Here is a 19,425-nt window from a genome sequence, read left to right as displayed (position 1 = left end):
AGCAGCCAGCAGCTGAAGGTCACAAAAGCAGTGTATATGTGCCCTTCGCGGGATCGTCCATCAACTGAAGGTCACAAAAGCGGTGTATATGTACCTTTCGCGAGAACAGCCAGCAGCTGAAGGTCACAAAAGTGGTGTATACGTGCCCTTCGCGAGACCAGACTGAAGCTGAAGGTCACAAAAGAGGCGAATATGTGCCCTTCGCAGGCTCAGCCAGCAGCTGAAGGTCACAAAAGTGGTGGATATGTGCCCTTCGCGATAGCAGACTGGAGCTGAAGGTCACAAAAGAGATGTATATGTGCCCTTCGCGGGAACAGCCAGTAGCTGAAGGTCACAAAAGCGGTGTATAAGTGACCTTTGAGGGATAAGTCAACACTTGGAGGTCACAAACGTGTATTGCTTATCTTGAGAGAGGACTATCATTGCTGAAATCAAAAATAGGGACGGGCTGTCTCTTCAAACGCTTTAACTGCAATAGATAACTTTTGACAGTGAATTTGTGACTCTTTAAACTTAGTAGTATAAGAATTTTCATTTTTTTATAAATAATATAATGACACATCTGAAAAGAACGAAGGAGGTAATATAATGTCTGAAAATGCTAATCTCTTTCACATATTGTCATGGGCCTGCCTGTTTTTAGGTTGGATGGGCTTATCCATACTGGCCTTTCCGTTAGGTGTCTATTTGGCTGGCCAGGCGATGGAAGGCGGCGTGGATGCGGCGCTCGCGCGTAAGTTGAACAAATGGTCACTGGTAATCATTCTTGTTCTGATCGTTCTTGCATTCTTAGCTTTCTTATTGTTAGCTACTGCTTAAGAGCCACTCTGAAGCAAATGTGATGACAGCTTTTAACATTTAGGAATAGAAGTGACTGATCAAGCTTCTATTCCTTTTTTATGTTTGAACAATTAAGTATAAATTTGGAGAACTTCATAGTCATAATTGAAGACAGAATATATTGGAGGCGAGCAATTGGATAATTTAAAATTTCACGACATGACCCTGTACTGGCTGGATGGTGGTGTCGTTTCATTCGACGGGGGAGCGATTTTTGGGGTCGTTCCCAAACCCTTATGGAACAGAAAATATCCCGCCAATGAAAAGAATCAGATTACGCATGCCACCGAGCCCATCCTTATTCAGTATCAGGGAAAGAATTATCTGATCGATACAGGGATCGGAAAAGGGAAGCTCACTGAAAAGCAGAAACGCAATTTCGGCGTTCAGGAAGAATCGCGGATCGATGAGAATCTGGCTGAACTGGGACTGACTAAGGAAGATATCGATGGCGTGCTCATGACGCATATGCATTTCGATCATGCGACCGGACTGACTCATTCAGAAGACGGAAAGTTCGTGTCGACTTATCCCAATGCGGTGATCTATATGACGGAAACGGAATGGGACGAAGTGAGACATCCGAATATCCGGTCCAAAAGTTCTTACTGGAAACAGAACTGGGAAGCCATTCAGGGTCAGGTCAGAACATTCGAAAAAGAACTGGAAGTCGTTCCGGGCATCACGATGACCCATACCGGCGGCCACAGCAACGGCCATGCGATAGTGAAACTGGACCAGGACGGAGAAACCATCATGCATATGGCGGATATCATGGCTTCGACCGCGCATCAGAACCCTTTATGGGTCATGGCGTATGACGACTACCCGATGGATTCCATATACGCCAAGCAGGAATGGATGCAGCGGGCCTATCAGAATAATTATAAGTTTATTTTCTATCATGATGCCTACTACCGCATGATCCAGTGGGATGAAGAAGGAAAAGAGATCGTGGATATGATGAAGCGTTCTAAAGCCTGACATCACTTATTAAGTAAGATAAGAATCGTTAACAAAGCGGCGATCATTGATAAAATAATGATCGCCGCTTTTACTATCGGCATTTTTTAAAACATTTAGTTTCAGCGGTGAATCCAAACTTCACATAATTGTCCATAATATAACCTTTTCAGCTGACTTATCTATGCTATATTCTGTATAACAAATGATTAAGGGAGGTCTCCGGATGAAGAAACGCGTAAAACTATGGCTGCCTGCAATTATTCTTGTGCTGTCAGTGGCTGCATACTTTTTTATAACTGAACGTTATAATGAAGCTAACGAAGGAAATCTGTGGCCGGACGAAGCATCGATCGTTCAGATTCCTTCTTCCAGAGACCATACTGACCAAGCGGCTTATTTCGTGTCGTCAGACAAGCCGAGTCCTTTGATCATCAGCCTGCATCAATGGAGTGCGACGTATTCAAAATACGATGTACTGGTGGAACATGCAATTGAAAATGACTGGAATTATATCCGCCCGAACTTTCGAGGTCCGAATAAACACGCAGAGGCTGGAGGAAGTGACTTAGTCATTTCGGATATTGATGACGCCATCGACTACGCTATAGAGAATGGCAATGTGGATGAAGATTATATACATATCATCGGAACGAGCGGAGGCGGACATGCGGCCCTGCAGCATTTGATGACATCCCAGAAGAAGGTAGCTTCCTATTCGGCATGGGTGCCGATAACAGATCTGGTGGCTTGGTACGGTGAAAGCAAGATTCGTGGGAATTTTTATTCTGAAGATATTCTGACCATCACCGGCTCTCAAAATGGAAGACTGAATATAGAAGAAGCACGCCGGCGCTCGCCCATCCATCAGCCGACACCTGTTGATAAAGCAAGTCAGACGACGATCCAGATCTATGCGGGGGTCAATGATGGTTATGATGGTTCAGTACCGATCAGTCATTCCATCCAGTTCTACAATAAACTCGTTCGCGATTTAGAATACGGCGAAGAACATGTCGTTCCTCCGGGAGTCAGTTCAGAACTACTGTATACGCAAAGCGTCACCGAACAACTTGGCGCTCAGCTGCTCTACGGCAAAAGAGACATCATCTACAACAAGAAAATCAATAATCTTTCCTTAGTCATCTTTGATGGGAATCATGAGATACTGAGTGATGAAGCCTTCAAAAGCATACTGGAACGTTACGACCTAGCAAATGACGGACAATAACTGCTGTCTAATTATCAATTTTTTAATAAAGGTATTAACATTCCGAAATAATTATGCTATACTAGTGGAGTTCCGGCTAGGTGGTGGAATGGTAGACACGCTAGACTCAGAATCTAGTGAGCGCAACGCTCGTGAGGGTTCAACTCCCTTCCTGGCCATATTTTAAACGAATCAAACGCATATTCCGATATGCGTTTTTTTTATGCGATAAAATAGATGTTGGAAAAGTTTTGCCTGCCCTTCGCGCGTTCAAAAAGTTACTGGAGGGCATGCAAACGGCTAGCGCGTGCCCTTCACGAGCTCAGAAAGCGTCTAGAGGTCACGCAAACGGCTGGCGCGTGCCCTTCGCGAGGTCAGAAAGCGTCTAGAGGTCACGCAAACGGCTGGCGCATGCCCTTCACGGTATCAGAAAGTATCTGAAGGTCACGCAAAGGATCGGCCCGTGCCCTTCGGAAGTTCAGAAAGCATCTGGAGGTCACGCAAATGGCTGGCGCGTGCCCTTCGCGAGGTCAGAAGTGATCTGGAGGTCACGCAAACGGCTGGCGCGTGCCCTTCGCGAAGTCAGAAGTGATCTGGAGGTCACGCAAAGGGTCGGCGCGTGCCCTTCGCGAATTCAAAAAGCAGCTGAAGGGCAAGCCAAAAATCAAAAGCTTAAAAAGGAAACAATCGCCGGGCGATTGTTGACCGTTCTCATTACAACAGGGGCTTATTTTGATATACTGATCTTCGGAAATTAAGAGCATATTATTAATTGATAGGTATTAAACTGAAAACGTTCTCTGATTCTTTTTCTTAAATAAAGTAAAAAATAGCTCTCAAGGATTGCGCATTAATGAAATATCACTTAACATAATACAGTATAGGATAAAAATCCGAAAAAGAGAGGGACATTTTATGAAAAGGGTAACAATTCATGATGTGGCAAGAAAAGCTGGTGTTTCAGTCACGACAGTTTCAAGAGTATTAAATGATCGAGGATACATCAGTAACGAAATGAAAGAAAAAGTTCTAAATACTATTGAGGAACTCAATTATATTCCAAATGAAATGGCAAGATCTTTTTTTAGTAATCAAAGTAAATTTATTGCTTTAATAGTACCAACTACTGAGAATCCCTTTTTTGGTGAACTCACTTTTCATGTTGAAAAAGCTTTAGCAAAGTTTGGTTATCATTTATTTATCTGTAATAGCCTTAATGACTCTGAAAATGAAGAAAAGTATTTACGACTACTAAATGAAAAAAGAGTAGATGGTATTATAGTGGGCTCTCACAATGTAGATATATCTGAATATAAGAATTACGAGGATCAGATTGTATCAATCGAAAGAAAATTAACCAAAAATATTCCTATGGTACAAAGCGATGATTACAATGGTGGTAGATTAGCCACTCAAGAATTGATTACTCAAGGCTGTACTAATATCTTGTGTGTTACCGGGGATAAAAATGTTGAAACTCCAGCGAATGATAGATCAATTGGGTACGTCGATGAAATTGAAAAGAACAACTATAGGAAAAACTTTATAGAGATTCCTTTTCAAATAGACTTAGATGAAAAATTAAAAATAATCAAAGAAACTTTTCAAGGTGATTTTAAATACGATGGTGTCTTTGCGGGTGATGATGTTAATGCCAAACTGTTTTTAAATGTTGCAAAAGAAATGGGTTACGATGTGCCAAAAGACGTTAAAGTCATTGGGTTTGATGGAACACAGTCTATACGGTATTTAGTACCGGAATTGAGTACTGTGGTACAACCTATTGAGAATTTGGCTTACGAAGCTGTAACTACTTTGTTAGATTTACTCAAAGGAAAAAAAGTTAAAAATGAAGTTATTTTGCCTGTTGAGTTGTATCTTTCCGAAACAACGCAAGGATCAAAAAAATAAAAAATTTTATTATTAATAAAATTTTTTATTTTAAATTTATGTCATCCGGTTGACATATGAAACCGGATGACATATACTTCAAATATAAATAAAACGATTACAAAACGGAGGGTTAAAAATGAAAAAAATGTCAAAGTATTTTATGTTAATGAGTTCAGCAGCATTATTGGCTGCCTGTGGAAATGGTGAAAGTGATAGCGATACAGCAAGTAACGGTGAAACCGAATCTGCTGCTTCTGACGAAGTTACAGTATGGGTTCAATATTCAGAAGAATCTGCTGAAGGACAAGTAATGGTGGAGTCAATCGAAGAATTTAATGAAACTAATGAACAAGGAATCACAGCAGTTGTTGAATATATTCCAAGAAGCGGTTCAGGTGGTGGTTATGAAGATAAGATAAATGCAGCCCTTACTACTAGTTCCTTACCGGATGTCATAACTTTAGATGGTCCTAACACAGCAGCATATGCAAATTCCCAAATTATTCAACCATTGGATGAATACTTAAGTGATACTGAAGATTTTCTACCAAGTATCATTGAACAGGGAACTTATAACGATGAACTTTATTCAGTTGGTTATTCGGAATCAGGTGTTGGTTTCTTCTACAATCGAACAATGTTAGAAGAAGCAGGGGTAGATTTAGAAACTCTTCCTACTGTAGAAAATCCATGGACTTGGGATGAATTCAATGGTTTATTAGATACATTGGCCACTAACCATGATGGTCCAGTGTTAAATATGGGATTTGATGATCAGTCTGAATGGTTATTGTATGCATTTTCTCCATATGTCTGGTCTGCTGGCGGAGAAATCACAAATGAAGCAGGAACTGAGGCCGTAGGTTACTTTGATTCTGAAGAGACAGTTTCAGCTTTTGACTTCATACAAAATCTAGTTGAAGAAGGTTATTCTACAATCACTCCAGTAGAAAAAGGGTTCCACACAGGAGAGTATCCTTTATATATGAGCGGTTCTTGGACAATGCAAGAACTTAATAATGAATATGAAGATATTGATTATGGTATTATGCCTTATCCAGTTTCCCCAGAAACCAATGAACTGGTCAGTCCTACAGGAAGTTGGGCATATGGGATGACATCATCTACTGACAAACCCGAAGCAGCCGGGGCATTGATTGAATTTCTAACATCTGAACAAGAACTGTACGATATGAGTATGGGGAATTCAGTACTCCCAGCAAGACAGTCAGTGGCCGATCGTATGCTGGAAGAAGTTGAAGAGCCAATGCAAGTGCTTATCGAGCAAAATAGTAAAACAGGAAGAGCGCGTCCAACCCTTATCAACTATCCTCAGGTGAGCAGAACATTCCAGGAAACGGTTACTGAATCAACGTACTTTGAGCAAAACCAAGATTTAGAGTCCTTACTAGAAACAAAAGCTCAAGAAATAGAAACTCATTTAGAATAACAAGTAAATCATGTAAGTAGTAGTACTTTATATATAGGAGTATAAAGTACTACTACATATAAAAAAATAAATGGAACTGCAATCAATAAGGAGCTGAACAATGAAAAACGTGAAAGGAATTTTTAGAGGATTTACAGGAGTGAGACCAAAAGCTAGAAGTACGATACAAAGTTCTGCTTTAAAAGAAAACGCAACAGGATTTCTATTTCTATTACCTGCTTTGATAGTATTAGGATTGTTTTTATTCATTCCTGCTATGATGTCTTTATACTATTCATTTACGGATTATTATATGTTGACTCCTGATCTTACTGAATTTATTGGTTTAGAAAACTTTAGAACACTTTTATCAGATGCTACATTTCGAACGAGTGTAGGGAATATATTTCAGTTTGTATTATTCATAATGCCTATACAAGTAGGAACTGCATTAGGACTGGCTTTACTAGTCAATAGATCTCGAAGAGGGACCATGTTTTATAAAATTGCTTATTTTTCTCCAGTAGTTATGTCACTGGTTGTTGTGTCTGTTTTATGGTTGTATATCTTAAATCCTGCATCAGGACTATTAAACGAGATATTACAAACGATTGGTCTGCCAGCGCAACCTTTCTTGAGCAGTCCAAATCAAGCAATGTATGTAATCATTTTTGTATCAGCCTGGCAGGGCGCAGGGTATCAAATGTTGATTTTCTTAGCCGGATTACAAAATATCCCCGAAGAAGTATACGAAGCTTCTACAATAGACGGAGCTAATAAATGGCAACAATTTCTCAATGTTACACTGCCCATGCTAAAACCGACATCGTTATTGATTCTAACAACGACTTTGATCGATGCATTTAAATTAATTATCCAGCCAATGGTAATGACACAAGGTGGACCATTGAATTCTACATTAACACCTGTTTACTATATATTCAGAACTGGCTTTACCGATAGACAAATAGGCTTTGCCAGTGCGTTAACTGTTATGTATGGCGGTATCATAATTATCTTTACCGTTCTTCAAAGAAAATTCGTAGGAGGGGATAAAAATGAATAATAAGACAACATCATTCTTGTACCATTTTTTAAGTATTCTCTTAGCTATATTGTTTATATTCCCTCTTATATGGATGCTGGTGTCTTCCATGAAGCCGGAAGCAGCGATTTATAGCGACATGGGATCACTGGAGGCGTTTTTACCATCAATGAATGTCAGTGAATGGTTAATGCCTTATAGAGAAATCTTCAATCGGTTCAACATTATTCGATACCTTGGGAATAGTATCTTTTACGCATTAAGTGTAACGGCAGGATCGATCATAATAAATTCTTTAGCTGGATATGCATTTGCCACTATAGATTTCAAAGGTAAAAAATTATTATTTGGTTTAATGATTGCTCTATTAGTCATACCCGGAGAAACGATTATTATAACTAAATTTGTAATTACTGAAAGATTAGGAATTTTGAATACCCCACTAGCTGTAATCTTACCGCTTTTGGCAACACCGTTATATATCTACATGTTTACGATATTCTTTAGAGCCATTTCTACAGAACTTCAAGAAGCGGCGATGCTGGAAGGTGCTACAAAGTTCAAAATATATTGGAAGATAATGCTGCCTATGTCGAAACCGGCTATAGCTACGGTAGGTACACTTTCATTCATTATGAGCTGGAACGATTATATTTGGCCGTTGATGGTTTTAACTGATTCAGAAACCTATCCTCTGCAGGTAGCGATAACAAACATTAATAACACTCAACCAGTATACACTAATCAGGTGATGGCGATTTTAACGATATCGACGATTCCTTTGATTCTGATTTACGTCTTTTTCCAGAAACATTTAGTGCAGGGATTGAGTAGTTCAGGTACAGGAGTGAAATGATGACTAAAACGTACACAATTGAAAAAGCTAACAAATTTATTGCATCGAACAAAGATAAATTAAATCAGAAATATTATCCGGAATATCACTTTGCTTCTCCGTACGGATGGATAAACGATCCTAACGGTTTTTCGATATATAAAAACGAATACCATTTATTTTATCAATACTATCCCTATGCTTCACAGTGGGGTCCTATGCATTGGGGACACGCTAAAAGTCCCGATGGAATAAAGTGGGAACATCTTGACGTTGCATTAGCCCCTGATGAAGCATACGATCAGGGAGGCTGTTTTTCTGGGAGTGCAATTGAGAAAGACGGAAAATTATATGTTATGTACACAGGTCATTTACCAAACGACAGTGATGAAAGCCTGACTAGACAAAATCAGAATATCGCTGTCTCTGAAGATGGGATTTCATTTAAAAAGTATGAAAACAATCCTGTTCTGACCGAGAAAGACATACCTGAAGGCTCTTCAATAGTAGACTTTAGAGATCCTAAAATTTTTGAGAAGGATAATGTATATTATTGTGTTCTAGGTTCAAAAACCGAAGATAATGAAGGTCAAGTTCTGTTGTATAAATCAGACGATTTATTGAAATGGGATTACGTATCAGTATTTTTCCCCTACAATAATTATTTAGGAACAATGGTTGAATGTCCTGATTTTGTACAAATAGGTAATAAGGAATATTTTGTATTAAGTGCTATGAACTATGAGGACGAAAAAACTGGGAAAGTATATAATCATATCTCCTGGCTTATTGAAGGAGAAGTAGATTGGGATAATTTCTTGTTTAAAATGAAGAACATAAAAGAAATGGACAACGGTTTAGATTTCTATGCTCCTCAAACAGTTGCTAAAGAGGATGGACCTGTTGCAATTGCCTGGATGCAAGGCTGGGGAAGAGATTTTCCTTCTGATGAACAAGATCATGGATGGGCTGGTCAAATGACATTACCCAGAAAATTGATGCTTGATGGCGATGTATTAAAACAACAAGTCCCATCTGAAATTGAAAGCTATAAGCACGTGAAAACGAGTGAGAATAATGTAAGTATTGATAAAAAACACATTGCTTCTAGAGAAGCCGTTCAATATTTAAACATACAAGCTAACAGTGATGAATTAAATGATTTTATTATCCAATTTTCTAATGATATGAATGAGAATATCAAATTATCTTATAATCATTCTGAAAAAGCTTTCCACTTTTCAAGAAATAACACTGAGGTCAAGATTATGAATGAAGATAATGAAAAAGTTCTGGTCTCTTCTTCAACATATCCATACACTGGTGATACTTTAAATATGGAAATATTTTTGGATAAATCATCATTAGAATTATTTGTTAATGAAGAAATCACTCTTTCTAACACTTTTTATTTAGAAGACAAGATCTCAGAAATATCAATTGAGAGTAAAGAATCGGTAACACTAAAGCGTTTAGAAACAGCAAACATCGATTTAAGGAAATAATATAAAAAATAACAGGATAAGTAATAAAAGACGATACAAAGTTTTATAGAAAGAACATCTCTACTACTGATTCCAGTAAAACATAATGAGATGTTCTTTTTCTATTGATTATATGAGGAGGAATAAAAATGTATGGTGCGATAGAAGCTGGCGGTACAAAATTTGTTTGTGCAATTGGAAATGAAGATCTGAAAATTATTGAACAAGAAAGTTTCCCTACTACTGATCCGGAAGAAACAATGCATTTAGTAGAAAAATTTTTCAAAAAACATCAGAATAATATAGAAAGTATTGGGGTGGGTTCGTTTGGTCCGATCGATGTGGACAAGTCTTCCGAAACTTATGGATACATAACCTCGACACCGAAAAAAGCGTGGGCATATTTTGATTTTGTAGGTAGCTTAAAAAAGAGGATCGACCGTCCAATTGCCTGGACAACGGATGTAAATGCAGCAGCATATGGAGAGTTTATCAATTCATACAGACAAGAAAACTTAAATGTGGTTTACTATACTATTGGAACAGGTGTAGGAGGTGGCGCAATACAAAATGGAGAATTTATACAAGGTTTCAGTCATCCTGAAATGGGACACATGAAAGTTGTATCGCACCCAGAAGACTCCTTTAAGGGAAATTGTCCTTTTCACGACAATTGTTTAGAAGGAATGGCTGCCGGACCCGCAATTGAGCAGCGAAACGGAAAGAAAGGGCAGGAAATTCCAGTTGAAGATCCATTTTGGGATATTGAAGCGTATTATATTGCTCAAAGTGCGTATAATACTACATTAATGTTATCACCAGATGTTATTATTTTTGGTGGAGGTGTGATGAAACAGGAACACCTTATAGAAAAAGTTAGAAAAGAATTTTTGAATCTCATAAATGACTATGTTAAAACTCCTGATATAAAGGAATACATTGTTACTCCCAAATTAGGACAAAACGCAGGAACTGTTGGTTGTCTAGCTTTAGCCAAAAAGTTAGTCACTAAAAAGTAAATGAACTGAAAAAATAATATCGTATATCAAGCATAGCATTCGCTTATGAGTAAAATCGTAAGAGTCGTTATGCTTGATTTTAATTTAAACAGCTGAAGTCCAATATTTAAATCATTCTAATTCTTGATAACATAGATAATCCTTTATGATACAATTAATGCAATTACAAAAATACAATAATTTAACTATGAAGAACAGGAGGACAATCATGAGAATCTTACATACGGCAGACTGGCACATTGGTAAAATCGTCAATGAGTTTTCAATGCTCGAGGATCAGGAAGCGGTGCTGCATGCGCTGGTCGATAAAGTCAAAGAGCTGGATGTCGACGTCTTGATCATGGCGGGGGATCTGTATGACCGTTCAATTCCTCCAAAAGAAGCGGTGACCTTGGCCAATGACATTTTCAACCGACTGATCAGGGAAGCGGGCATCCCGGTCCTGGCGATCGCCGGGAACCACGACAGTAACGAACGGCTGGAATACGGTGCCGAACTGCTGGCCGGAAGTCAGCTCTATATCGAAGGCACCGTGAAAAAAGACGTCAGAAAAGTATCGATCGACGGGGTCAATTTCTACCTGCTTCCTTTCGCGGATCATGTCACGATCAGACAGCTGCTCGAAGACGATGAGATCAAGGATCTGCAGGATGCGACGCGTGCCCAAATCGAGTCGATCAAAGCGGCGATGAATCCGGATGAAGTAAATATCCTGATCGCGCACGGCTATATCATCAACGGGGCCAAGGATTCGGTGGAAGCCTCAGATTCCGAGCGGCCGTTGAGTATCGGGACCGCAGAATACGTGGATGTGAACCTTTTTGACGATTTTGATTACGTGGCTTTGGGACACTTGCATAAGGCACAGAAGGTCAAGACCGACCGGGTGCGTTACAGCGGGTCGCCACTCAAGTATTCAAAATCGGAAGTCCGCCATAAAAAACAGCATGTCCTTTTAGACATAAATAAAGACGACTTCAACTTTGAAATGATCAAAGTGGAGCCGGAAAGAGACATGAAAGTCTTGAAAGGTACCTTTGACGAGCTGATGCAGGACGGATCGGATGATTATATTTTCTTCGAGCTGGAAGATAAGAATTACGTCATGGATGCGATGAATCAGCTGCGCCGCCGCTATCCTTATGCCATGGGACTCGAATACACGGCTCAGAAGGAACGCCGGGAATCAAGTCAGATGACCAAACAGGAAGCCGTAGAAAAACGAAGTCTCCTGGATCTGTTCGACGATTTTTATTCAAAATACAAACGGAACCCGCTGGACGATAACCAGAAAGAAGCCATCCATGAAACCTGGGAACAGGCACTGAAAGGAGAGGAATAAATGCGTCCGTTAAGACTCGTGATGAATGCCTTCGGGCCGTATAAAAACAAAGTGGAAATCGACTTCACCCAGTTTACCCAGTCTTCTCTCTTTTTAGTCAGTGGACCGACGGGCGCGGGGAAAACGACGATCTTTGATGCGATCGCCTATGCGCTCTTTGATTCGGCGAGCGGTGATGCCCGCGGGAAAGATACCTTCAAATCCGACCACGCGACCGATCTGGACTTGTGCTACGTCGAGCTGGAATTTGAACTGGGCAAGAAAACCTATAAAGTGCGCCGGGAACCGGAACAGACGGGACCGGGGACCCGGACAAAGACCAAACAAGTCAAGTCAAGCGTCGAGTTCCATAACGAAGACAGTGTGACCACGAAGATCGCCGAAGCGAATCAGGAGATACAGGACCTGATCGGGCTGACCTATGACCAGTTCCGTCAGATCGTGATGCTTCCCCAAGGGGCTTTCAAAAAGATGCTGGAATCCAACAGCCGTGAAAAAGAAGCGATCTTCCGAAATATCTTTGAGACCGGTATTTATGAACGTTTCCAGGAAGAACTGAAGAAAAAGGCCAAAGAGCTGTCGGACCAGCGGAAAGAATATGAACTGGCGCTGCAGGAAGCCTTCAAGCGTATCAACTACGAAGAAAACGAAGCTTTAGACAAAGCCATCGAGCAGTTTGACGTCAAACCGGTTTTGAGTGAACTGGACCAGCTTATCGAGACTGAAACTGAAGAATTAAAAGCAGCGAAGAGCAAACTGTCTCATCTTCAGGATGAAAAAGTCAGACAGACCAAGCTTATTGAAATGCTGACGAAGCAGGAAGCCCTTCAAAAAGAGAAAATCGAACTGGACGAAAAAGAAGAAAAAGTAATCCAGTATAAAACCCAGCTGGACCAGCACAAAAAAGCCGAAGCCTTAGTTCAGGCGCAAAAAAATGTCGAAGAAACCCGTACAGAAAAAGAAGCGAATCAGAAATGCCTCACGGAGCTGAGTGAAAAGATCCAGCAGGTGAAAGAAGAGCTGGTGTCTGTCGATGAACGCTATCAGGCTATTTCAAAAGACTATGCCAAGCTGGACAGTTCGAGAAAAGAAGTACAAGACCTTAACGAAGAGCTGAAGCGTTTTGAAACGATCAAAGAACAGAAAACGCGTCTGACTGAACTTGAAAAAGAGAAAAAGACTGCTGAAACTGAAAAGAAACACTTGGCTGAACAGAAAAAGGAACTATCGGCTCAGCTCAAAGACTTGAAAGAAACGTTGAAGGGCATCGCTGAGACACGCGAAGAACTGACGGCCGATTATAAAGTCTTGAGCACGAAAAAAGCCGAACAGTCTCAATTGAATCAGCGTCTGAATGCACTCACAGAAGTCTGTCAGTGGCGCGAACAGGGGGTCGAGCTGAAAAAAAATTTCCAAGATGCGGAACGCAAGCTCAAAGAAGCCAGAAACGACTGGCAGACAGCTAAATCGGCTTACTTCAGTCAGCTGTCCGTTGTGCTAGCCGGCGAACTTATAGAAGGCGAACCGTGTCCGGTCTGCGGATCTAAAGAGCACCCTGGAAAAGCCCATGCTAAAGGGGAAGACGTGACAAAAGAACAGGTCGCCGAACTGGAACAAAAGAAAGAGACGGCCGAGACGAGTTATAATCGTCTAGTCAGCCAGTCGGAACACCTTTTTGCTCAAGTGAGTGAACGGTGTGAAGCTTTAGGGGTTTCACCTGAAGACGCAGAGAGTGAAAAAGAAACAGTCGCAGAAAAGACAGCCGAAGCGACCGGAACCATCACTGATCTGCAGACGGAAATCGAGCAGAAAGAAAAAACCGTCAAGCAGGAAGCGGCCTATACCAAGCAGCTGAACGATATACAGAAACAGGAACGCGAAACATCTGAATCCTTATCCAAAAACACGTCAAAAATAGAAAATATAGAATTGCGTACAAAAGAAATCCGTACAGAGATCTCCGGGCTGGAAGAGAAGCTAGTCTATGAATCGAAAGAACAGGTCCAAGACCTTATCCAGTCGAAAGAACAAGCGATCAAAGAAACAGAGAAACAGGAGAAAACGGTGCGTGAAGAACTGAATACGCTGAAGAACACGCTGGCGACTTCTGAAACCGAACTGAACCTGACCGAAAAACGCGTCAAGGAACTGAGTGAAAAGGAACAGAAGCTTGAAGAGATATTCAAAGAACAATTGGACGCAAGCGAGCTAGGGGAAACGTTCGCTGAATACGTGCTTGAAGAAAAACTCGTTTCAGAGATGCAGGAAGCGATTCAGACGTACGGTGAAGCACGTGCCGTTCACCTGAGTGCGGTAAAAGAAGTCACAGACTTTCTTGGAAAAGCAGAAGATGTCCAAACGAAAGCAGAGCACGCGACCCGTTTGTCGGAAATCGAAGCAGCGCTGCCTGAGTGGGAAGCGAAGCGAGATGCTTATGTCCGCGTAACGAGTCAGAATACTGAAGCTCAGAAAACCATCGAGCAGTATCAGAAACAGAGCGAACACATCGAGGCGGATTATCAGATGTACGGCGAACTGTCCCGCATGGCAAACGGTGCGAAAGAGACCGACTATGTCTCCTTTGAACGCTACGTTCTGGGGATCTACTTTGAAGAGATCCTTGAAGCGGCCAACATCCGCCTAGGACAAATGACCAACAACCGTTACGAGATGCACAAAAAAGTAGAAAAAGCCAAGGGAGCCGGGCCGCAGGGACTGGACATCGATGTCTTTGATCACCATACCGGGAAACCGCGCGGCGTCCATACCTTATCGGGCGGCGAAACCTTTAAAGCCTCGCTCGCTCTGGCTTTAGGCCTCAGTGATGTCATTCAAAGCCAAAACGGCGGGGTGAGTGTGGACACGCTCTTCGTGGATGAAGGGTTCGGCACACTCGACTCGGATTCACTGGACAACGCCATTCAAACCCTCTTGGACCTTCATGAGCGCGGACGACTGGTCGGAATCATTTCCCACGTTGAGGAACTGAAGACCCGTATCCAGTCACACATTATCGTTGAGAAAAAAACAGACGGCAGTCACGCCTATATTCAGGCTTAAAACTTAAAAAATACAGAAATTAAAGGAGAAATCATCATGACAGACTTCAATAAACAGATCCTCAAATCAGACAAAGCCCCAGCAGCTATTGGACCCTATTCACAGGCAGTCAAATTCGGCAACACCGTGTATGTCTCAGGCCAGCTGCCGATCGATGCAGAAGCCGGAAAGATCACGGAAACCACAGCGGCAGGACAGACCAGACAGTCGCTCAAGAACATCGAATACATCCTGGCCGAAGAAGGATTGGACTTGTCAGATGTACTGAAAACGACGGTCCTCTTGAGTGACATCGACAACTTCCAGGAAATGAACGGCGTCTATTCAGAATTCTTCAAAGAACCGTATCCTGCACGTATCGCCTATGAAGTCGCGGCCCTGCCGGCCGGAGCCTTAGTTGAGATCGACGTGATCGCCGGGAAGTCAGATCAGTAGTATATAATCTTCTGAAGGTAGTTTGTATATGTAAGTTGCTCGTATCCAGCAATAAGAGTATATGGATGATTAAATTATGCATAAGGGGAGAAAGCTATGACTCAAGACCGGGATAAGAAAATCAAGACGTTGATTAAAGAATTAAGACCAGAACTTCAGGCGTTAAGTGAGTACATTTATGAGCATCCGGAGCTCGGGCACGAAGAAGTGAAGTCCTCAAAAGCGCATGTGGAGCTTTTAGAAAAGCACGGATTTCAAGTGGAGTATCCGTATTTAGGCATCGAGACTGCCTTTAAAGCTGTATACAAAGGTGAAAAAGAAGGGCCAAGCATTGCTTACTTGTCAGAATACGATGCGCTGCCTGGCATCGGGCACGGCTGCGGCCACAATCTCCTGGGGGCGACAGACACCGGCGCCGGCATTGTTTTATCGAAACGGGTGGATGAGATCGGGGGAACGGTCGTTGTCTTGGGGACGCCGGCTGAAGAAACGAACGGGGACAAAGTAACGATGGCCGCTGCTGATACCTTTGATGCTGTCGATGTGGCCTTCTGCACGCACCCGTCTGACGGCTATTATGCCAGCGGGACATCCATGGCGATGGAAGCGATCGAATTCCGTTTCTACGGCAAGACCGCTCATGCGGCGGCAGCTCCGTTTGAAGGAAAAAACGCACTGGATGCCTGCATCAACTTCTTTAATAACGTCAGCTCCTTGAGGCAGCAGATCCATCCGACGGCGCGCGTACATGGTGTGATCAAGGAGGGCGGAGAAGCTGCCAACGTGATCCCTGACTATGCCCGTGCCGAGTTTTACGTGCGCGCCATGGATATGCCTTACTTGAACAAGCTGAAGGAAAAAGTCATCCGCTGCGCTGAAGCAGGAGCTTTGGCAGCTGACTGTAAGATGGAGTGGGGCCATTACGAGGCCAGTTATAAAAACATGATCACCAACGAGACACTATCTTCACTGTATAACGAAAAGATGCAGGAACTGGGCATCGACATGATTACTGAGGAACGAGATTCCATGGGGTCGATGGATATGGGGAACGTCAGCCAGGTCGTACCGGCCATCAACCCGTATTTTGAGATCACTAACGGGAAAGCTGTTTCTGCCCATACTACGGAGTTCAGAGATTGCACCTTGACCGAAGAAGCCTATCAGGCGATGGAGAAAACCATTGAAGCACTGACCTTGACGGCGACAGAACTTATCATGGATCCCAAAAAACTTGAAAAAGTGAAAGAAGAATTTGACCAAACTCTGAAATGATACAGAAAAGGACGTGTGCAGCGACACGTCCTTTTAATTTGCTCTAAATCGTTGGGTTCTCTCAGCTATCCTTTAATTCTTCTTTCTTTTTTAAGAGCTGTTTGAATTCTTCATCTTTTTCTTCTGAATAGTCCAGTGACAAAGCGCCGAGCACTTCTGCGATCTTGTTTTCCACCCGCAGAAGTTCTTCTTCCTTAGCCGACGCACTGTTGACTCGGGTTTTTGAAGCTTCCCACTCACGAAGATTCCCTTCAAATTCACTGATCTTTTTATCTTCGATCTCCCAGATTTTTGAAGCGATCGTATTGATGAATGAACGGTCGTGGGAAACGACCAGTACACTCCCGGGGTACTCTTTAAGCAAGGTCTCCAAGGCTTCAACAGCCTGAATATCCAGGAAATTGGTCGGCTCATCAAGGATCAGGGTGTTATAGTTGCCGGCAAGCAGTTTCGCCAGTGAGACTTTGACACGTTCTCCGCCACTCAACACAGAAACGGGCTTGTAGACGTCCTGTCCTTTGAAGTACAGCTGGGCTAGAATGATGCGGATCGTTGTTTCAGACTGAACGGCCTCTTTCTTTACATTCTTTAAGATCGATTCGTTTACATTTAACGTACTCAAATTTTGAGAAAAGTAACCGGCCCTGAGTGAAGGGGACAGCTGAACCGCTTCATCTTCTGTCAGGAGTTTGTTGATCAGCGTCGTTTTTCCGCTGCCGTTGGGACCGATCAATGCGATTTTCTCGCCGCCTTTTACCGACAGTGTCGCGTGTTTCCAGAGGGTTTTCCCGGGAACCTTTCCAGTACTGTCAGCTAATCGGATAATAAACCGCCTGTTCAGTTTTTCCATTTCCGGGAGCTCGATTCTGATTGCCTGCGAGTCTGTGGGCTTCTCTACTTTTTCAAGCTTTTCTAGACGTGAGTCTATGGCTTTCTGGACCTGGTGCAGTTTCTTTGATTTTTTCTGAAAGTAAGGAGCTGAGCCTTTCAGATTGTATTCAGAGTCCCCGACCGGTACGTTTCTTTTGGTCGCATTCACTGCCTGTCGCGTTTTGCTGTTTCTGGCTTCCATCAGCTGATTCCGCTTGCTGATGTACTTTTCATACTCGGTCTCCTGATGACGCCTTTCCTTAGCCTTCTGCTCTTTATAGGATGAGTAATTTCCGTGATAGACAGTGATTTTCTGCTCATCCAGTTCCCAGATAGACGTACAAACCTTATCCAAGAACGTGCGGTCATGAGAGACAACGATAAAGGCACCGTTAAAGTGTCGGAAAGACTTTTCCACCCAGTTGATGTGAGAAATGTCCAGGTGAGTCGTCGGTTCATCAGCCAAAAGGAGTTTCGGCTGTTTATTGAGTGCCTGAATAACGTATTCGGCCGTGGTTTCTCCGCCGCTTTTCGTTGCATGATTTTCTTTTAATTGAGGAAGCAGTTCGGCTGGGTACTGCCTTTTGATCGAACCGGAATCCGGCTCTTCCTGTCCAGCTATCAGACGGAAGAGGGTCGTCTTCCCGCTTCCATTGGCTCCGACTAATCCAATCCGGTCCTGTTCTTCGATCTGCAGATGATCGATCGCGTATAGCAGACGATCACCGTAACTTTTTTTAATTTGATTTAAAGTAACTAATGGCATATCAATCATTCCTTTATGTTTGATCTGTCGCTGGTTCGTTTAATTACGCACACAAAAAACCTCTCATTCTGTTTTCAGACAGAATGAGAGGATTAAGACAAATCAAATAAAAGACTTGAGTATACAGAAAGAAGTCTTGAATCCAGTGCCGAATCGTGTAGCTATCTCATTTCAGTCTGAAAAAGGCATGACAAATAAGACCGGTCGATGATCTTATTCAGCTTCTTTTCGACGTATAAAAATGAGATTAGTTACGCATTGGCCCAGATAACACTCCTGTCCTGATTGATTAAGAATAGAGTAACACAGTCGAAGGCGGTTGTCAAGGCAAGTTAATGTTTTGTGCTCCTAGTAAGAAGCGCTGAACTAATGTAAATGTTTCAAAATAGGAATAAACGATAAGGAGTGATAAACTTATAATTGTAAACTGATGAGAAATCGCTGAATATCAGTTGTTCAAAGATATGTGAAGGATTTGGATCAATATGAAGAAATTTATCGCCTATACGGCTATAACCCTCGGTTCACTAACTGTGCTTGTGCTCATAGGGATCTTTATTGTCTCGCTGTTTCAGGCACGACTGGAAACGTCCAATGAACGTCTGGAGTCCCGGGAAGAAGAACGCTCGTCTCTTGAGGATAGATGGCTGGATGCGCATGAAAACGATGAAAGTGTCACACTTGTCATCGAAGACGTGAGTATTGACCAAAGCAGCGGGACACTGGCATGGTCAGACTCGCGGGAGAATGATGGAATGGTTCACTTTTCCATCCGTTCAGATGATTCGATCATTTTTTCGGAAGAGGAAAGCACGTATCCTGTGAATATGCCCAGTTACCCACAGTACTTCCGGGAAGCCATCAGAGAGGAGATGGATAAATAGAACCAAATCACCTGAAAAATATAAGGAGCAAGGCTGCTTTTTTTAAATAACTTTTCAGCAAGCTGTGCTATACTC

The 19,425-nt window shown here is 42.2% G+C and carries 15 protein-coding genes and 1 tRNA gene; 15 read left to right on the top strand and 1 reads right to left on the bottom strand.

Annotation, left to right across the window (positions count from 1 at the left end; all coding sequences use genetic code 11):
• Positions 1-588 precede the first annotated feature (588 nt).
• The 14 genes from BM049_RS10150 (at position 589) to BM049_RS10080 (ending at position 16,830) form a co-directional block, all read left to right on the top strand.
• Positions 589-819 carry a hypothetical protein gene (locus BM049_RS10150; protein ID WP_091531287.1) on the top strand — a complete coding sequence of 77 codons (231 nt, stop codon included), beginning with the start codon at positions 589-591 and terminating at the stop codon, positions 817-819.
• A gap of 156 nt (positions 820-975) precedes the next feature.
• On the top strand, positions 976-1,824 hold the full coding sequence (locus tag BM049_RS10145) for a YtnP family quorum-quenching lactonase (protein ID WP_091531286.1): 849 nt from the start codon (positions 976-978) through the stop codon (positions 1,822-1,824).
• Positions 1,825-2,029: 205 nt separating this feature from the next.
• Positions 2,030-3,034, top strand: a complete 1,005-nt coding sequence (locus BM049_RS10140; RefSeq protein ID WP_177188682.1) for an alpha/beta hydrolase family protein — start codon at positions 2,030-2,032, stop codon at positions 3,032-3,034.
• Positions 3,035-3,108: 74 nt separating this feature from the next.
• Positions 3,109-3,192, top strand: a tRNA-Leu gene (locus BM049_RS10135).
• A gap of 736 nt (positions 3,193-3,928) precedes the next feature.
• Positions 3,929-4,924: a LacI family DNA-binding transcriptional regulator gene (locus tag BM049_RS10125; protein ID WP_091531279.1), complete on the top strand. Its 996-nt coding sequence runs from the start codon at positions 3,929-3,931 to the stop codon at positions 4,922-4,924.
• 118 nt (positions 4,925-5,042) lie between these two features.
• A complete protein-coding gene (locus BM049_RS10120; RefSeq protein WP_091531278.1) occupies positions 5,043-6,356 on the top strand; it encodes an ABC transporter substrate-binding protein in 1,314 nt (437 codons plus the stop codon).
• Positions 6,357-6,456: 100 nt separating this feature from the next.
• On the top strand, positions 6,457-7,401 hold the full coding sequence (locus BM049_RS10115) for a carbohydrate ABC transporter permease (protein WP_091531275.1): 945 nt from the start codon (positions 6,457-6,459) through the stop codon (positions 7,399-7,401).
• Positions 7,394-8,236 carry a carbohydrate ABC transporter permease gene (locus BM049_RS10110; RefSeq protein WP_091531272.1) on the top strand — a complete coding sequence of 281 codons (843 nt, stop codon included), beginning with the start codon at positions 7,394-7,396 and terminating at the stop codon, positions 8,234-8,236. Before BM049_RS10115 ends, BM049_RS10110 begins: the two co-directional genes overlap by 8 nt.
• Positions 8,236-9,720, top strand: a complete 1,485-nt coding sequence (locus tag BM049_RS10105) for a glycoside hydrolase family 32 protein (RefSeq protein WP_177188681.1) — start codon at positions 8,236-8,238, stop codon at positions 9,718-9,720. The genes BM049_RS10110 and BM049_RS10105 overlap by 1 nt, the downstream gene beginning before the upstream one ends.
• A gap of 128 nt (positions 9,721-9,848) precedes the next feature.
• Positions 9,849-10,718 carry a fructokinase ScrK gene (scrK, locus tag BM049_RS10100; RefSeq protein ID WP_091531268.1) on the top strand — a complete coding sequence of 290 codons (870 nt, stop codon included), beginning with the start codon at positions 9,849-9,851 and terminating at the stop codon, positions 10,716-10,718.
• Between the two features lie 208 nt (positions 10,719-10,926).
• Positions 10,927-12,060 carry an exonuclease SbcCD subunit D gene (locus BM049_RS10095; protein ID WP_091531266.1) on the top strand — a complete coding sequence of 378 codons (1,134 nt, stop codon included), beginning with the start codon at positions 10,927-10,929 and terminating at the stop codon, positions 12,058-12,060.
• Complete coding sequence (locus tag BM049_RS10090) at positions 12,061-15,120, top strand: AAA family ATPase (RefSeq protein WP_091531264.1); 3,060 nt, start codon at positions 12,061-12,063, stop codon at positions 15,118-15,120.
• Between the two features lie 36 nt (positions 15,121-15,156).
• On the top strand, positions 15,157-15,555 hold the full coding sequence (locus BM049_RS10085) for a RidA family protein (RefSeq protein WP_091531262.1): 399 nt from the start codon (positions 15,157-15,159) through the stop codon (positions 15,553-15,555).
• Positions 15,556-15,651: 96 nt separating this feature from the next.
• Entirely contained in the window at positions 15,652-16,830 is a 1,179-nt protein-coding gene (locus BM049_RS10080) for a M20 family metallopeptidase (protein ID WP_091531259.1), read from the top strand.
• A 61-nt stretch (positions 16,831-16,891) separates the two neighbouring features.
• On the opposite strand, the gene abc-f is transcribed toward BM049_RS10080, so the two are convergent.
• Positions 16,892-18,466 carry a ribosomal protection-like ABC-F family protein gene (gene abc-f, locus BM049_RS10075; protein ID WP_091531257.1) on the bottom strand — a complete coding sequence of 525 codons (1,575 nt, stop codon included), beginning with the start codon at positions 18,464-18,466 and terminating at the stop codon, positions 16,892-16,894.
• Positions 18,467-18,951: 485 nt separating this feature from the next.
• Here abc-f and BM049_RS10070 point away from each other — a divergent pair, with 485 nt between their 5' ends.
• Positions 18,952-19,350, top strand: a complete 399-nt coding sequence (locus BM049_RS10070) for a hypothetical protein (RefSeq protein WP_091531254.1) — start codon at positions 18,952-18,954, stop codon at positions 19,348-19,350.
• The last annotated feature ends 75 nt before the right edge of the window (positions 19,351-19,425 follow it).

Origin of the sequence: Alkalibacterium subtropicum, from assembly GCF_900112455.1 — a bacterium.
Classification (GTDB): Bacteria; Bacillota; Bacilli; order Lactobacillales; family Carnobacteriaceae_A; genus Alkalibacterium; species Alkalibacterium subtropicum.
Note: the sequence above shows the minus strand (reverse complement) of the source record. Positions and strands in the feature narration are given on the sequence as shown.